The 14596-nt window shown below is 42.8% G+C and carries 22 protein-coding genes; 10 read left to right on the forward strand and 12 right to left on the reverse strand.

What is annotated here, in order from left to right; genetic code table 11:
* Positions 1-19: 19 nt before the first annotated feature.
* Together AA84_RS0112150 and AA84_RS0112155 are read right to left on the reverse strand one after the other, a co-directional pair.
* The gene (locus AA84_RS0112150; RefSeq protein ID WP_028977423.1) at positions 20-556 is read right to left on the reverse strand and encodes a hypothetical protein; all 537 of its coding nucleotides are present in this window, start codon (positions 554-556) and stop codon (positions 20-22) included.
* 5 nt (positions 557-561) lie between these two features.
* Positions 562-768, reverse strand: a complete 207-nt coding sequence (locus tag AA84_RS0112155; RefSeq protein ID WP_028977424.1) for a hypothetical protein — start codon at positions 766-768, stop codon at positions 562-564.
* Positions 769-1043: 275 nt separating this feature from the next.
* Between AA84_RS0112155 and rpmG the strand changes: the two genes are divergently transcribed.
* The 3 genes from rpmG (at position 1044) to AA84_RS19060 (ending at position 2190) form a co-directional block, all read left to right on the forward strand.
* On the forward strand, positions 1044-1193 hold the full coding sequence (rpmG, locus tag AA84_RS0112160; RefSeq protein WP_010025034.1) for a 50S ribosomal protein L33: 150 nt from the start codon (positions 1044-1046) through the stop codon (positions 1191-1193).
* Between the two features lie 160 nt (positions 1194-1353).
* A complete protein-coding gene (locus AA84_RS0112165; protein ID WP_028977425.1) occupies positions 1354-1929 on the forward strand; it encodes a 5-formyltetrahydrofolate cyclo-ligase in 576 nt (191 codons plus the stop codon).
* 111 nt (positions 1930-2040) lie between these two features.
* Positions 2041-2190 carry a hypothetical protein gene (locus AA84_RS19060; protein WP_156031509.1) on the forward strand — a complete coding sequence of 50 codons (150 nt, stop codon included), beginning with the start codon at positions 2041-2043 and terminating at the stop codon, positions 2188-2190.
* A 6-nt stretch (positions 2191-2196) separates the two neighbouring features.
* On the opposite strand, the gene AA84_RS0112175 is transcribed toward AA84_RS19060, so the two are convergent.
* Positions 2197-3045: a hypothetical protein gene (locus AA84_RS0112175; RefSeq protein WP_028977426.1), complete on the reverse strand. Its 849-nt coding sequence runs from the start codon at positions 3043-3045 to the stop codon at positions 2197-2199.
* Between the two features lie 200 nt (positions 3046-3245).
* Between AA84_RS0112175 and AA84_RS0112180 the strand changes: the two genes are divergently transcribed.
* The 3 genes from AA84_RS0112180 to AA84_RS0112190 all read left to right on the forward strand — a co-directional run bounded on the left by AA84_RS0112180 (position 3246) and on the right by AA84_RS0112190 (position 5690).
* Positions 3246-4220: an ROK family glucokinase gene (locus tag AA84_RS0112180; RefSeq protein WP_028977427.1), complete on the forward strand. Its 975-nt coding sequence runs from the start codon at positions 3246-3248 to the stop codon at positions 4218-4220.
* 39 nt (positions 4221-4259) lie between these two features.
* Positions 4260-4901, forward strand: coding sequence for an MBL fold metallo-hydrolase (locus AA84_RS0112185; protein ID WP_028977428.1), 642 nt, complete (start codon positions 4260-4262; stop codon positions 4899-4901).
* Positions 4902-4964: 63 nt separating this feature from the next.
* On the forward strand, positions 4965-5690 hold the full coding sequence (locus AA84_RS0112190) for a class I SAM-dependent methyltransferase (protein WP_028977429.1): 726 nt from the start codon (positions 4965-4967) through the stop codon (positions 5688-5690).
* 27 nt (positions 5691-5717) lie between these two features.
* On the opposite strand, the gene AA84_RS0112195 is transcribed toward AA84_RS0112190, so the two are convergent.
* The 8 genes from AA84_RS0112195 to AA84_RS0112230 all read right to left on the reverse strand — a co-directional run bounded on the left by AA84_RS0112195 (position 5718) and on the right by AA84_RS0112230 (position 10103).
* Positions 5718-5921: a YqzE family protein gene (locus AA84_RS0112195; protein WP_028977430.1), complete on the reverse strand. Its 204-nt coding sequence runs from the start codon at positions 5919-5921 to the stop codon at positions 5718-5720.
* A gap of 129 nt (positions 5922-6050) precedes the next feature.
* Positions 6051-6440: a competence type IV pilus minor pilin ComGG gene (gene comGG, locus AA84_RS0112200; RefSeq protein ID WP_028977431.1), complete on the reverse strand. Its 390-nt coding sequence runs from the start codon at positions 6438-6440 to the stop codon at positions 6051-6053.
* Positions 6418-6876: a competence type IV pilus minor pilin ComGF gene (gene comGF / locus AA84_RS17790; RefSeq protein WP_051577984.1), complete on the reverse strand. Its 459-nt coding sequence runs from the start codon at positions 6874-6876 to the stop codon at positions 6418-6420. Before comGF ends, comGG begins: the two co-directional genes overlap by 23 nt.
* Positions 6873-7154, reverse strand: a complete 282-nt coding sequence (locus tag AA84_RS0112210; protein ID WP_139693121.1) for a hypothetical protein — start codon at positions 7152-7154, stop codon at positions 6873-6875. The genes comGF and AA84_RS0112210 overlap by 4 nt, the downstream gene beginning before the upstream one ends.
* A 28-nt stretch (positions 7155-7182) precedes the next feature.
* On the reverse strand, positions 7183-7623 hold the full coding sequence (comGD, locus tag AA84_RS0112215) for a competence type IV pilus minor pilin ComGD (protein ID WP_160168726.1): 441 nt from the start codon (positions 7621-7623) through the stop codon (positions 7183-7185).
* 10 nt (positions 7624-7633) lie between these two features.
* The gene (gene comGC / locus AA84_RS0112220) at positions 7634-7969 is read right to left on the reverse strand and encodes a competence type IV pilus major pilin ComGC (protein WP_028977434.1); all 336 of its coding nucleotides are present in this window, start codon (positions 7967-7969) and stop codon (positions 7634-7636) included.
* A 317-nt stretch (positions 7970-8286) separates the two neighbouring features.
* Positions 8287-9126 (reverse strand): aldo/keto reductase, encoded by an 840-nt coding sequence (locus AA84_RS0112225; protein WP_028977435.1) that lies wholly within the window; start codon positions 9124-9126, stop codon positions 8287-8289.
* Positions 9127-9251: 125 nt separating this feature from the next.
* Complete coding sequence (locus AA84_RS0112230; protein WP_037563583.1) at positions 9252-10103, reverse strand: VOC family protein; 852 nt, start codon at positions 10101-10103, stop codon at positions 9252-9254.
* Positions 10104-10496: 393 nt separating this feature from the next.
* On the opposite strand from AA84_RS0112230, the gene AA84_RS0112235 reads away from it, so the two are divergent.
* Together AA84_RS0112235 and AA84_RS0112240 are read left to right on the forward strand one after the other, a co-directional pair.
* Complete coding sequence (locus AA84_RS0112235) at positions 10497-11747, forward strand: L,D-transpeptidase (RefSeq protein WP_028977437.1); 1251 nt, start codon at positions 10497-10499, stop codon at positions 11745-11747.
* Positions 11748-11782: 35 nt separating this feature from the next.
* Positions 11783-12094, forward strand: a complete 312-nt coding sequence (locus tag AA84_RS0112240; protein WP_028977438.1) for a rhodanese-like domain-containing protein — start codon at positions 11783-11785, stop codon at positions 12092-12094.
* A gap of 54 nt (positions 12095-12148) precedes the next feature.
* On the opposite strand, the gene AA84_RS0112245 is transcribed toward AA84_RS0112240, so the two are convergent.
* Complete coding sequence (locus AA84_RS0112245) at positions 12149-13009, reverse strand: hypothetical protein (RefSeq protein WP_128166756.1); 861 nt, start codon at positions 13007-13009, stop codon at positions 12149-12151.
* A 171-nt stretch (positions 13010-13180) separates the two neighbouring features.
* Here AA84_RS0112245 and AA84_RS0112250 point away from each other — a divergent pair, with 171 nt between their 5' ends.
* Positions 13181-14092 (forward strand): proline-specific peptidase family protein, encoded by a 912-nt coding sequence (locus AA84_RS0112250; RefSeq protein ID WP_028977440.1) that lies wholly within the window; start codon positions 13181-13183, stop codon positions 14090-14092.
* Between the two features lie 151 nt (positions 14093-14243).
* The gene (locus AA84_RS0112255; protein ID WP_223362564.1) at positions 14244-14486 is read left to right on the forward strand and encodes a DUF896 domain-containing protein; all 243 of its coding nucleotides are present in this window, start codon (positions 14244-14246) and stop codon (positions 14484-14486) included.
* The last annotated feature ends 110 nt before the right edge of the window (positions 14487-14596 follow it).

Below are 14596 nucleotides of genomic sequence, written 5' to 3' on the forward strand. Positions count from 1 at the left end.
GGTTTTTGATACGATAAAATTAGTTTGTATGATTTTTTGTAATGACTTGAGCGAGTTTTGCGATCGACATATCACTAGAAACGTTGAAGCTTCCAAGCTGCACATATTTCTCTAACTTGTTTTTCTTGAGATATGCGTCAAAATCGCTTCGTTTGTCTGCTTTTAGAATTTTCGCCGCAACAAGTTCTTGAGAAATATCGCCAGGAGTCATACCGCTTTTGATATGTAGTTTGTAGGTTGTCTTTTTGTTCTTGTCCGAGTCGGAAGAACTTTCTTTCTTGCTGTTGTCACTGTCTGATTTCTGCTCGCTGCCGGCTTTTTCCGTAGCTTTTTGAGTATCGTTCTGCCACTGGTTATACGCATCAAGATCGATCGCTTTACGGTGGTTGCTGGCAAGGTATTGATTAACGGTTGCTTCCGTCAATGGCGTTTGCTTCACAACCTGCTTGGTTGCTGCCTGCTCTCCATGATTGAAAATCAAATAATAAAAGAAAGCAAAGACGGCACAAGAAAGCAAAATGCCGGCGGCAAAACCGCGGATTCCATTATTTGTCACTGCATTCACCCTTTAGAATGATCTTGGTCCCCGAGCATAATTTCTTCTTCGAGTACACGAATTTTTTTCTTGACCTTGTACAGTTCTTGCATCATGGTTATTGAATTTTCCTCTAGCTGCCCTTCAACTTGCTTGATGCTGTCTTGTTTAAAGTAAGACACAGCTAAAGCGACCAACCCCACAATCATGAGTATCAAGATGATTAACCCCAATTCATTACCCCCCTCACCATTGTCTGAGGCGCATGTGGTGAAACAGCCACATGACTTCATTTTTATTTATATCATATCTCCTATTGTTACGGAAGAATTTCGACGAAAAAGAAAGAAGTTTGTAAAATAAATAGAAAAAATTGGGGATTTCTATTGGCAAAAAATAGATATTGCGATTGAATCGAATTAAAGGTTGAAGCACCATAGTATTTTTGTTAAGATTAGGTGTATGTTTTTATGAACACGATGAGTAGTCAAGTAATGGAGGGATAAATATGCGTGTAAAGGTTATTTTGGAAAATACCGAAACCGGTGATCGCGATTATATCACAACGAAAAATAAGCAAAAAAATCCGGAACGTCTTGAGCTGAAGAAATACAGCCCAAAACTGAGGAAATACGTGCTTTATCGCGAAACAAAGTAAGTTTTGCTTTAAAAAAACCGCGAAAGACCTTTTATGGGTTTTTTGCGGTTTTTTGTATAGCTATAAAGTTGGACGAAAACAGCCCCTGTAAGGTTACCGACAGAAACAGAACAATCGTTACGAAACATCACAGAATAGACATCAAGATATGGAGGAAATTATGAAGAGTCAAAAAAAGAATTTGCGCAATCAAATACTCCATGCTATGGCTATGGAAACATTAGATGACGATGTGTTTACAGAGAAGTGCAAGCAGATTAGAGAACATCTTTTTGATACCGCAATTTGGCAGGATGCTCAGGTGATCGGAATTACCCTATCCGTTGGCCGAGAAGTGGAAACGATGGCGATCATCACAAGGGCCTGGACAGAGAATAAACGAATTGTTGTGCCAAAATGCAATCCCAAAGCGCACAGTATGACCTTTTATGGATTGGATACATTTAGCCAGCTTGAGTCTAGCTTCTACGGATTAATGGAACCAGATCCGAAAAAAACACAGAAACAAGCCACTGATACGATTGATTTGCTTATTGTGCCCGGTGTCGTATTCAATCATAAGGGGTACCGGATCGGCTATGGCGGCGGTTATTATGACCGTTTTCTAGCGGGATTCAAAGGAATAACGGCTTCATTATTGCTTGAGCAGCAGTTCAATGAACAACTTCCGGTTGAACCTCATGATCAGCAGGTCGGATGGCTCATTACAGAACGCGGCTGTTATCAAGTCAAGTAATAACGATCATCGCTATTTCATGTTCCCAGCAGGCTATCCATCCTTGACGAATGAAAATTCTGCGCGAAAGCCACACTAAACGCAGATCAATGAGAGGATGGGGTGCTTGTTTTGACAAAGAGAAACACGATTATTGAAACGCTGCTTTTGATACTCACCACTTTTTTTCTAATGAAGCGAAGACGTGTGCTCTTTGAACTTGCCGTCTTAATTGTAGGGCATGTCATCATGTTTCGCCGTATCAAAGACGATCAATTTTAAAGTTGATTAAGAAAAATTTTGACGAAGCAGGACGATTTGGCCAGACTGTGCGCGAATCACGATCAGCATGTGGTCAGGCGCAATCAGCAGCAGCGGCAGGGTACTCCCAATTGCTTGTACCCCTTGCTCCTGAGTGAGCTGAATGCCGCGTACATAGTTTTTGTAAAGTCCTTCCCAAAGCTGGCCGGCAATGCGCTCTGCCTTTGCTTCGTTAAAGGGAAAGACCTTCGTTAAGGTTTCATCTGTCAGTTCATTTAAAGGGATAACACGATAATCGGCAATCCGAATGTGATCGTTTTGCGCTGCTTGCTGCAAAAGCTGGGTCCTTTGCTGTTCCACTCGACGATTATAGTCGGCAAGTGCGAGTGCTTCTTGACGATTTCTCGGTTGGCGAAACGCGCTATAAGAATCATTCTGTTTTAGAACCATAAGTTGATCTTGAGAATAGCGTTCCCTTCCATAGATCGATTCATCCAGGTGAAGTTCTGCTTGGTGAACCGTAAGACCTTCGTAGAAACCGGATTCCAGACCGGTTTTTTTTATTGAAGACAACGCCGCCGTATTTTTTTCCCAATGATTTAGGGTGGAAACGAGCTGATTATTGCGATACAATAAAGAAAAATTCTGCATTAAATTGTTCTTTTCCTGTGTACGAGCGAAGGTATCAAGTTGCAGGGTTTCTGCATCTAGGTCGCTTCGTAATTGTGTTTCCGTTTTTAGAAAGCGGATACGTTCATGACCGGGGAAATAAGTGATCGTAGGACGATCCGATAATAAGAATGGGAAGACAAGTAAGGTGAAAATTGTTGTTATTGTGATGAGCAGTGGGAGTACGAGAGCTTTTTTTTTGTGCATCTTTAAAAACCTCCGGACAAGTCTCAATGTTTTATCCTATTCACGGTTCTGCGCAAAGATGATCAGGTTTTCACAAAGATATGTCAAAGTGATGAAGAATTCAGCTCTCAAAGAAAAATTCCTTAATTGGGTGATTGGCAAAAGGATTTTTTTTTGTGAAAATAAAAAAGATGATCCTAATAAATAGGCGGTGTGATTGAATGATTAATATTGGTGTAGATTTAGGCGGCACAACGATAAAAATGGCGTTGATTGATGATGACGGCAAAATGATTGATAAGTGGGCCATTGGCACAAATACGATTGATAATGGAAAACATATAGCCGCGGACATTAGTGAAAGCGTTTTGAAAAAAATGACCCAATTCAATTTGGAGCGTTCGACGGTTCGAGGGATTGGAGTCGGAGCTCCGGGATTTATCGATGTCGATAGCGGTTTTATCTACCAGGCGGTGAATATAGGCTGGAAAAACTATCCGTTCAAAGAAGCGCTTGAAAAGGCGATTGGTCTTCCGGTTGTTATTGATAATGATGCGAATATGGCTGCACTCGGCGAAATGTGGCTGGGCGCCGGCAAGGGTGCAAAGAATCTGATTTGTGTCACCCTAGGAACCGGAGTTGGCGGAGGCATCATTTGTGACGGAGAGATCCTTCATGGTACGTGCGGAATGGCTGGAGAAATTGGTCATATTACGGTAATCCCTGATGAAGGTGTATCCTGCAATTGCGGCAAGACCGGCTGCCTTGAAACGGTTTCATCGGCTACGGGTATTCGACGGCTTGCCTTAGCTGCACTGGACTATAACGACTCGGAAAGCATTTTACGCGATATCTTTGAGGGCAAGGGCGATATCACTTCTGAAGATGTCTTTACTTGTGCAGCCAAGAAGGATCCGTTGGCAGTAACCGTTGCTGAAAAAGCGGCCTATTATCTTGGATTCGCGCTTGGCGCGCTCGCTGTAACCCTTAACCCCGAGAAAATCGTGATTGGTGGAGGCGTTTCCCATGCCGGGGATTCATTGCTTCAGCCGCTGACCAAGTCCTTTAAACAGTTTGCGTTGCCTCGGGTTTTTGATGCATGTACGATTGATATTGCGAAGCTCAGTAACGACGCTGGCGTGATTGGTTCCGCATGGCTCTGTATTAAGAAAATAAATCGTGCAACCGTTAAATAAGAACAGTATAGTGATTGAGTGAATGGGGAGGTGTATGACTTGAAATGGACGGTTTGTCCATTTGGACCGATACAAGCAAATTGCTATATTTTGATCGATAATAGCTCCGACATGTGTTTAATTATTGATCCGGGTGAGGAGTTTAATAAAATTAAAAAAATCATTGCACAAAGCGGCGCAGTTCCCCAAGCGGTTCTATTGACTCACGCTCATTTTGACCATATTGGTGCATTAGACGCTGTTCGCGATGAATGGGCTGTCCCGGCTTATGGCCAAACGAACGAAGCGGACTGGCCGGATCATCCGGAAAAGAACGGATCTGCCCATTTTGCGATGGCTCAGCCGGTTACTGCCGGCGCAGCTGAGCATTTACTGGAAGGAAATGAACATTTATCGATTGGATCTTTTTCTTTCAAGGTTCTTCCGACGCCGGGACATTCACCCGGAGGGGTTTCCTTTTATTTTCCTCAAGAACATACCGTGTTTTGCGGTGACGCGCTTTTTCGCGAAAGTATCGGACGGACCGATCAATATGGCGGCAATCAAGTGCAATTGCTGGAGAGTATTCGCGAACAGCTGCTGTTTTTGCCCGATGAAACCGTGGTTTGTCCCGGGCATGGACCTTCGACCACAATCGGGCATGAACGAATCGCGAATCCATTCTTGATGGGATTGACCTGAGCACGTTCCCAACTGCTGATCATACGATAGCATGAGAAGCAAAAGCGAAGGGACGTGCAAGAAGTGAGTAATCATCGGTATCTTGATTTTCTTGCAAAGTTGGCAGTTGATCATGCGCATCCAGGCGGACATGTGCTCACGGAGCAGCTTGTCCATCAATTACAAATTAAAGCAGGAGACAAGGTGCTTGATGTAGGTTGCGGAACAGGGGCAACGCTCATGTACCTCTCGGATCAATTAAAGGCAGAGGTAACCGGTATTGATCTGCATCCATTAATGGTTGAACATGCGAAAACAAGGCTTAAGAATAGGCAACGAACAGCCAAGATCATTCAAGCCTCGGCAGAAGCCTTGCCGTTTCAATCGGAGCGCTTCAATGCTGTATTCTCTGAATCAGTAACTGCATTTACCAATGTAGCGCATTCTGTCCCTGAATATTTTCGCGTACTGAAAAATGGTGGACGAATGGCTGCCGTCGAGATGACCATTGAAGAAGCGTTGGATGAGCAACAGAAGCAGCTCATTGAAACGGTTTATGGTGTAAAAGATGTACGTACTGAAAAAGAGTGGCTCACCCTTTGGAAACAAGCCGGTTTCACTAAGATTCAAGCATACCGTACAAATCAGCTGCGACAAGATGAGCAGGATGCTCAGCCTTCTTACCATTTCACGAGTAAGCTTGATGAAGAAGCGCTCGATGTATGGCTTCAGCATATTCAAATCCTGCAGATGTTCCAAGGGAAACTGACTTATCGCGCTTTTACAATGGAAAAACAAGAGCAGTCATAAAAAATAACTCGGCATCGAATCACCGAGTTATTTTTTATGCTTTTTTATGCGTTTACTCATTTTTGACGTATAGTCTTCAATGGCATCGGGGATCTGACCAAAGAGAAGATTGCGAAGCGGAGGGCGATTCGCTTTCTGTTCCTGACGCACCTTCTTCCTTTGATCGCGCGGCGTCTCCATGTAGCGAACAAACTGTTCGGTTAAGAAGCGAACGTATTCTTCCGACTTCATCGCGTACGTGCACCTTCTTGCTTTTTATGATCAGTATGCCCATAAAAATGAAATTGGATACATGGTGGACAGAATAAACGCAAACCGAGGTTCAAGCATGCCGTCAAACACGATTCATGAAGCATTGCATTAACTGATCCGCTCCAGCCATCGTACCGGATTCCCGCTTTCCCTATCGTAGACGATTCGATCAATTTCCCGCTCATCACCATAGTGAACGGTGAAGTTTATGGTCACAAATGCCGAATCTTCAGTAACAATGTATTGAACGGTACCGTTATGATAGTTAAATGTTCCTTCATCCGGCAAAGCGTCCTGTTCTAATTTCTGTTGGAAGTCGTTGAGCGCGCATTCACGCAACTGTTGAAGAAAAAAGTGCGTCTGTGTATGTTGAAAAAAGGTACGGTCGCTTTGCAGCAGAAAAAGCGCGTGAAAAATAAAGGCAATGAAAACCAGCGACAAAATCATTGTCAACGGAAGAATGAATCCTTGTTGATTATTCAGCACTTTGCTTTTCATCAGCATCACTCCTTAAATAGAGTCGATCCGTCCAGTAGAAGTCCCGTCCTTGCTGATCGGTTACATGAATGGAAACCTGTTCATCATCTGTTGTTTGGAAGGAGACGCCTGCAACACGCTGAAGCACAATTTCATAGCCTTGTTCATTAACACGCCGGACAATGCGTCCTGGTGACAGAAACGAATAACTGATTACCCCTTCACTGTGAATTAACGTTAACCGTTGATGATCCGATGTGTTTAGGACAGAAGTGGATTGATGGAGTTCATTTGCTGTTTGGGCGAAGAAAAGTTGCACTTCTTTTTGGCTGTCAAGACGAGGCTGAAAGTGGTGGTTCATTAATTGTACAAGGGCAGTCGTTAGACTGAGAACGACGAATAACACAGTAAGTGCAAGCATTGTTGAGAGCAGTGTAAACCCCGCTTGCTTTTTCATCGTAACGCTTCTCCGGTTAGCCGATAGGTGCGTCCGCGATAAGTCCAGTGAACCGAAAGATAAGCGGAATGTTCCTTTCTTTCAATCCATTCGAACTGAAAGTCAGTGTCCTGTTCTGCATTCAGTGAAGCATTGTCGTTTCTGCGCCATAATAATAATTGGTGTTGAAGCATACGGATGGCTTCATGCTTTTGTTTGATGATCTGCCGTTCGTCGTATACATGCGCCAAAATGGGCATAGAAACGATCAAGAGAATTGAAAGTATACTTAAAGCCATCATGGCTTCAGCGAAAATAAAACCGTGCTCATCCTGAAACCTTCTGATAGTAAAACCTCCCCTGACCAAGTAGAAAGGTGAATTTGTAACTGATGCGCCCAAGTTTAACAAAGAATGAATCAATTTTGCTAAAATGGCCGAGCTGATTAATCTTGATTGATTTGTTTGCACTCAGAACCTCGATACGTGGATTCATCAGAATCCGTTTGGTCCGCCCATTAATTGAGACATAGTAAAAATCATCATAAAAAACAATTTGAGCAAAATCGGCACGAGCGATCGCCTCCATTTGCGTGTCGTAAATGGTTTCATTGACCGCTTCAACGAAATGTCTGATTGTGAGCTCATCAGTGAGCCGAGAAAAACAGAAAAAGGACAAAGGAACAATGATGCAGATGATAGACAATGCGATCAGCACCTCAATCAAGGTGAAACCTTTCGTGTTTTGCAATAATGATGCTTGATGCATCGGTGGCGGCTCATTCATCCGCAGGTGCCCGGACTTCACCGGTCGTTGCATTATACACAAGAGGTTTGCCATTTGATGCGGTGATGCTGCTGACATACTCAGGAACAAGTTCCTCTAAATTATCGGGAAGTTCGCCATTGTGATTGGTTTGATAAGCAGCCACTTGACCTTGAACCAATTGAACCGTTGCCTCCGTACTTTTTTCCTGTACGACATCATTGGATTTGGTCATGTTCGGTACAGCGATAAGCAGCAGGATGGAAATAATAAAAAGTACGATCATCATTTCGATTAGGGTGAAAGCTTTTTCAGAGGCGAGAATCAGTTTATGAAAGGTTTTAATCATGCGAAGGACTCCTTTATGATGGGTGAAATGTAGTGGGGGTAAAGCAGGAAATGTGAGTAACGAGAAACGCGTCGACGAAATGAATAAATTGAGCTGGGAGTTGTAAGCGGGTTACTTATTTGACCATAAGCATTCTCCACCTCCTTATTGGTATTGAGATTATTTAAGAACACATATTCTTATTTCGTCATGTAACGAATGATTTCCTTTTTTAAAGACACATCAGTGTGACAAAATTCAAAACACTGCTTTTTTGCAGTCCACAAAAAAACGACTCTCCGCTGGAATATCCCGGAAAGTCGTTTGATCGGATATCATTAAAACTCTTCATATATTGCCGGATCCTGATTATAGGTTCGGCCATCCGCATGACTGAGCCGTCCGATTTTCTGCATTTCTTCGTCATTTAATTTAAAGTCAAATAGAGACAGGTTGTCAAGCTGTCGTGATGGTTTTGAAGACTTTGGAATTGGAACAGCGCCTAACTGAACATGCCAACGCAGAATAATCTGCGGGATCGTTTTCTGATGGGCATCGGCAATCTGTTTGATATCCGGATCCTGAAGCAGTTTGTTCGCACGACCAAGTGGACTCCATGATTCCGTAACGATGCCGTGTTCTTTGTCATAGGCACGCTGCTTTTCTTGAGAGAAGTAAGGATGAAGTTCAACCTGATTTACGCTTGGCGTTACTCCAGTCTCCTTTATGAGACGATCCAAGTGTTCCGGCAGAAAGTTGCAAACGCCGATTGAACGGATTAATCCCCACTTCTGGGCATCAATTAACGCTTGCCAAGCCTCAACGTATAGATCTTTGCTTGGATTGGGCCAGTGGATTAAATAAAGGTCGTAATAATCAAGACCTGCTCGAAACAATGACTCTTGAATGGTTGTGATGGCTTCATCATATTTATGATGACGTCCGGGCAGCTTGGAGGTAATGATCAATGCTTCGCGCGGAACGGAGCTTCTTCGAACCGCTTCACCGAGCGCACCTTCATTTTCGTAATTAAAGGCTGAATCAAGCAAACGGTAACCGGTATCAATTGCGCTTAAGATTGAGTTAATGCCTGCGGCGCCATTGAGCTTGTATGTACCGAAACCAACAGCGGGAAGCAGCAATCCATCATTGAGTGTTACTTGTGGAATAGTAGTCATATTTTTCCTCCTCCTCAATACTTAAAGTGTAGCAAACCCTTCAGCCCTCGTCTAATCATGTGCACCAGCACACTGGAAATTCTTTTGATCGCGCATTGACTGATGCGGGGGACTGTATTTAATTTTTAATCAAGATGGAGGGTAATTCCACTAGGATCAGTCACAATCAGTTCTCCTTGTTTACCGATTTCAAAAGGCTCTTTCCGAGCGCCTAACCGTTTTTGAACGTGCTTGCTGGTTACTCCATCCGGCAGTTGAATCGAGAAGTAATCCAATCCCAAATCGTTGCTTGCCATAGGTGCGAGCTGATTTCCGGACCAATTATTTGTTCCGATATGGTGATGATACAAACCGGCAGCAAAGAATTTCGCCTGTCTTCCGAAATGATCCTTCACATCAAACCCAAGAATGCCGTTATAAAAGGATTCAGTTTCAGTTAAATCATTCACTTTTAGATGAATGTGACCGATTTTCGAACCGGGTACAATCCCTTGCCACTGACCATCAGCGCTTGCGAGTACCGCTTGTGCATCCATCGGTTCCGTCACACCTTTGATGTGCCCATTAGAAAGAATATCCCATTCAGAAATCGGTTTGTCCCGATAAATTTCGATACCGTTTTGTTCAGGATCATTAAGATATATTGCCTCGCTATAACCGTGATCAGCGGCTCCAATGAGCGTCACTTTATTGTTTAAAAACCACAGCAGCATCGTGCCAAGATCCTTTCGAGTAGGCAGCAAAAAAGCGGTATGATAGAGACCGGTTTTTGCGAGTGAGCTTGCTCCGTCATTAATTTTCTTTAATTGAAGAATCACTTGATCGGAGCCTTGAGCAGAAAAAAGTGCCTGAGTCTGACTCTGTTTGATGAGCCTTAAACCGATCGTTTTCGAATAAAATTCAATCATTTTTACCAGATTATTCACTTTTAATGAAACCTGTTTAATCATGGTTTGCTCGTTCGCTTGTAAGGGCATCATTTAAACCTCATTTCCTATTTGTCATGAACCTAGAAACTAACAAATTGTAATTAAGTATATTAATTATAGTTTGAGGGGCAGGGTTGATCAACATTTTTGATTTGGATCAAAGAATTTGTTTTGTGCGAATAGTCACGATTAATAAATTCTTGTTAAATTGTGCGTACTCATTTATCTTATAGATAACGAGTACCATGAAACCGATTGATGATATGGATCGTTAATGCATATAATTCTTTCTTGAGGTGAGCGATCATAAATAGACGTAATTTAATCATTATAAGTAGCAGTATCTTTTTCATCGCAGTTGTTATACTCGGGGGAATCCGTTATGTTCAGGCAACCCGGTTTAACGCACATGTGACCATCAATGGCGTGGCCGTCGGTCATATGAAACCGGAGCAAGCGTTGAAGCATTTATCTGAATTGAGGTTGAAAAATGATATTTACATAGATAAGGAGCGGGTGATTAACGGAAAAAATTCTGTTGCAACATTCTCTAGGCAAGATCTTTCGAAGATTAAACAGATCTTTGAGAAACAGAAGACATGGTGGCCATCCTATAAAACCAAAAATTTTTCATTAATGCCGAACCAACAAGACACGTACCGTTCTGTAACATTAAAAAAACAATTAGAAGATAAGCTGAATCAATTGAACAAGCAGCGAAAGGCACCGAAAGATGCTTATGCCTATCTGAGCGATGGTGTGGTTCATGTCGTAAAGAGCGAAAATGGCAACCAGTTTGATCGTGCAAAAATCATAAAAGATTATGAGCATCAAAGTTATAAGCGTGTGATCCATCTGAAGCAGCAGTTTCTTCAACCGGTTACTGCAGACAGCGAAACGGTAAAAAAAGAAAAAAGTACACTGCAAGCATTGCGGAAACGGCAGGTAACCTATACCGTCCAAAATAAGGATTATGTATTGAAAGCTGACACCTACATTAAAAATGCTTCGGTTTCCCCTGATTTAAAACTGAAGATTGATTCTGCAGATTTGAAGCATAAAGTTGCCGAGATTAATAAAAACCAGTCAACATTGAACAAGACATTCTCTTTCAAAACACACTCAGGAAAGATCATTTCTGTACAGGGTGAATCGTATGGCTGGGCGCTGGAGGTAAACGATGAAACCAAGCGCATTACCAAAGCATTCGAAGACAGTGACCCTGCATTGAAGGCTTATAATGTTTACGGAGTCGGGTACAGCACTTATGGAATCGGCTACCATAATACAGCGAATAACGGAATTGGCAATACGTATGCAGAAGTATCGATTTCTGAGCAAAAAATATGGATCTATCAAAATGGCAAACTCATACTTTCGACTGATGTCGTCACCGGTAGGCATGATACTCAAGAAGATACGCCAAAAGGTTTATGGTATATCATGTACAAAGAATCTCCATCTGTACTTGAAGGCAGCGAGGCAGGGAACCCGCACTACTCTGTAAAAGTCGATTATTGGGCACCGTTTACCATGAGCGGTTGTGGTTTTCATGATGCGAGCTGGAGACGTAATTGGAAGAAGGATGCCTACCTCACTCAAGGATCGGGCGGCTGTGTCAATACGCCGCCGAACGTCATGAAAACAGTCTATGATCACCTTGAACAGAACGAACCGGTCATTATCTACTAAATACAAAGAATACATCGAAATAAAGGAGCACGCACATGTACGAAGAAATCTTTCCTGAAGACGTTGAAGCACTGATAATGAAAGAAAAACCGATAAATATTATCGATGTGCGAGAACCCTTTGAATTCAAAGAAGAACACATTGCCGGAGCAGTGAATATTCCCCTCAATGAGCTTCCTTCGTGTTGCAAAGCAATCGATCCGTCCAAAACATATATTGTCGTATGTCATGCCGGAGTAAGAAGTGTCGCTGCTTCTGAATTTATGGCTGAACATGGTTATACCGTGAAAAACATGAGCGGCGGGATGATGGAATGGACGGGCGGAGTGGAACGGGATCCGAATTAATTTCCTGAGTAAAAAAGCAGGGTGACTGTAACATAAAAGTCATCCTGCTTTTTGTTAATCGAATTTTTGGATTGAACAAGCGATTTTGATTAGTGTAAGCGGCGGGATGGTACCCGTGAGCTCAAGCATTGCTGCGCCTGCTTGCCAGCGAACGATGCTTTGCCGTTTGTCCGTATAGACTTGAACCGTTCCGTACTGGTGAGGAATGGGTAAGCGATGCTGCTCAAGATAAGCAACGATTTCACGCGCTAAATCTGTACCGTCTGCAGCATCGGAGGTCGGTGATAATGAAGCCAGTGTCCACCGGCCTTCGTTCCATGAAATGCCGGCCGTACCTGCCCCGGCATCTGCATAGCCGGTGATACCGTGTCCAAGCTCTACCGCTTTCCCATCGGAAGCACTGAATGTGTTGTGATTGATCTGCTTGGCTGCATCATTTTTGTTTTGGAACGTACGTGCGCGAATTGCTGCGATCGTTTTTGCATGAGCTAATGATGGGTCATTAACAGCAGCCGGAGTGTTCGTTTGTTTAAAGGTGACGGAGTAATCTGAAGCTTGCTCCGTCACAACAGCTGAACGATATTTTCCATCTTCAATGGGCACATAGTCTGGGAGAAAGAGTTGTTTTTGATCGTTTAATTGTTTTTGAATCGCTTGAAGCGTTTGATTAAGTGAGCCAAGCTTTGGTGTGCTTGCCGTCGATGAGTGATCCTTGACATCATTCTGATCCGCTGCACTTTTGTCATTTCTTGATTCAGCGTTTGAGCGGTCTGTCTGTACCGAGTCATGGTTTTCAGCGGTGTTAGGGCCATTGCTGCTTTGACTGCAACCGGCAATCAACAGTAAGGTGCTTAGTGCAAGGCAAATAACGGCACGTAATTTCATAAATACACCTGCTTTCTGCTGTTTGTTCATGATCGCTTATCACTAATGATTCCCTTAACGACTGGATCGGAAACATTCCCCGATGCGAAAGCAGTAATTACATTCTTGAAGATAAAGTGAATGCACGGTTTGACTTTTTGCGTGATCGAGTTCATGCTGTGGTTAGGTTTTTAAATAGGAAATTGAAGAACAGGTGATTTGATGAAGCAAGGGACAACGATCATCACGTTAGATAATGGGTATCATCTTTGGACGAACACACAAGGAACAGGCGACCTTCATTTACTATGCTTGCACGGCGGTCCGGGAGGAACCCATGAATACTATGAAAACTTCGCGCAAAAGTTGGCTGAACAAGGGTTGAGCATTCAGGTCCATATGTATGATCAACTCGGGTCTTTTTATTCGGATCAGCCGGATTACTCGGATCCTGAAACTGCAAACCGTTATTTGACTTATGAATACTTTCTTGAAGAAGTGGAAGAGGTACGGAAAAAGTTAGGTTTGGATCAATTCTATCTGATCGGTCAGAGCTGGGGTGGTGCACTGGTGCAACTGTATGCACTAAAGTACGGCCATCATTTAAAAGGAGCGATTATTTCATCGATGACCGACAACATCGATGAATACGTGGCGAACATTAATAAAATTCGTGAGCTCGTGCTGCCCGCCGATGCGGTTTCTTTTATGAAACAATGTGAAGTAGAAAATGATTATGCTAATGATCGCTATCAAGACTATGTCGATCTCTTAAATAAAGGATATGTTGATCGTAAGCAACCTAAAGCTATCTCTCATCTGATTGGAACAATGGCAACCCCCGTATATAACGCATTCCAAGGAGATAATGAGTTTGTTGTGACCGGAAAGCTGAAAGAGTGGGATGTACGTGATCAGATTAAGGACATCAAGGCTCCAACCTTGATTACCTTCGGTGAACACGAAACGATGCCGCTTGCTGCTGCGCACCGCATGGCTGAAACAATTCCGCATGCTCGCTTGACAACAACGCCTGAAGGCGGTCATCACCACATGATTGATAATGCACCGGTTTATTTCAAACATCTGGCTGATTTTATCAAAGATGTTGAGAGCGGAAGCTTTGATAAATAAACCTAAAAATCATGATCAATGATCTTTTTAAAGCAATGTTCAGCCAAAATCGTATTATTAATGGAATTGCTAATTGTAGTAAATTCGTCCAGCAATGATTGAAATCGGATGGAATCCTGTGCGATAATGCAACAAGGAGAACGAAACAGGAGTGATAGAAACTAAAATGCGTTCATTAATTGATGAAATTAACAGGTTGGCGCGGCTTTCGCGGGAACGTTCGCTAACAATACAAGAAAAAAAGCGTCAGGCGGAATTACGCCAAAAGTATTTGAAAAACTTCCGTAGTCGTTTTAAAAAACAATTGGCTCAGATCACGGTTGTCGACCCAACAGGGAAAGATATTACGCCGAAAAAAGTAAAAAGGTTGCGCAAGTCCTCAAATCAGGAGTAAGGATTCCGGGTTTGGGATTTTTTTACAGGTAAAGAAAGTATATGATTTTGGGGGTATCGCAGTGAATATGACTGTGATACCTTTTATTTATGAAACCTAATATTCTTAAA

This window comes from Sporolactobacillus terrae DSM 11697, from assembly GCF_000648615.1.
GTDB classification, from domain to species: Bacteria; Bacillota; Bacilli; order Bacillales; family Sporolactobacillaceae; genus Sporolactobacillus; species Sporolactobacillus terrae.

Bases quoted from the DNA above. Each gene is read 5' to 3' on its own strand.
- AA84_RS0112225 (WP_028977435.1), bottom strand. From the start codon at position 9,126: ATGACTACTATTCCACAAGTAACACTCAATGATGGATTGCTGCTTCCC.
- comGF (WP_051577984.1), bottom strand. From the start codon at position 6,876: ATGAAAAAGCAAGCGGGGTTTACACTGCTCTCAACAATGCTTGCACTT.
- AA84_RS0112210 (WP_139693121.1), bottom strand. From the start codon at position 7,154: ATGGCTTTAAGTATACTTTCAATTCTCTTGATCGTTTCTATGCCCATT.
- rpmG (WP_010025034.1), top strand. From the start codon at position 1,044: ATGCGTGTAAAGGTTATTTTGGAAAATACCGAAACCGGTGATCGCGAT.
- AA84_RS0112235 (WP_028977437.1), top strand. From the start codon at position 10,497: ATGAAACCGGAGCAAGCGTTGAAGCATTTATCTGAATTGAGGTTGAAA.
- AA84_RS0112165 (WP_028977425.1), top strand. From the start codon at position 1,354: ATGAAGAGTCAAAAAAAGAATTTGCGCAATCAAATACTCCATGCTATG.
- comGD (WP_160168726.1), bottom strand. From the start codon at position 7,623: ATGCATCAAGCATCATTATTGCAAAACACGAAAGGTTTCACCTTGATT.
- AA84_RS0112175 (WP_028977426.1), bottom strand. From the start codon at position 3,045: ATGCACAAAAAAAAAGCTCTCGTACTCCCACTGCTCATCACAATAACA.
- comGG (WP_028977431.1), bottom strand. From the start codon at position 6,440: ATGAAAAGCAAAGTGCTGAATAATCAACAAGGATTCATTCTTCCGTTG.
- AA84_RS0112245 (WP_128166756.1), bottom strand. From the start codon at position 13,009: ATGAACAAACAGCAGAAAGCAGGTGTATTTATGAAATTACGTGCCGTT.
- AA84_RS0112230 (WP_037563583.1), bottom strand. From the start codon at position 10,103: ATGCCCTTACAAGCGAACGAGCAAACCATGATTAAACAGGTTTCATTA.
- AA84_RS0112240 (WP_028977438.1), top strand. From the start codon at position 11,783: ATGTACGAAGAAATCTTTCCTGAAGACGTTGAAGCACTGATAATGAAA.
- comGC (WP_028977434.1), bottom strand. From the start codon at position 7,969: ATGATTAAAACCTTTCATAAACTGATTCTCGCCTCTGAAAAAGCTTTC.
- AA84_RS0112195 (WP_028977430.1), bottom strand. From the start codon at position 5,921: ATGAAGTCGGAAGAATACGTTCGCTTCTTAACCGAACAGTTTGTTCGC.
- AA84_RS0112180 (WP_028977427.1), top strand. From the start codon at position 3,246: ATGATTAATATTGGTGTAGATTTAGGCGGCACAACGATAAAAATGGCG.
- AA84_RS0112250 (WP_028977440.1), top strand. From the start codon at position 13,181: ATGAAGCAAGGGACAACGATCATCACGTTAGATAATGGGTATCATCTT.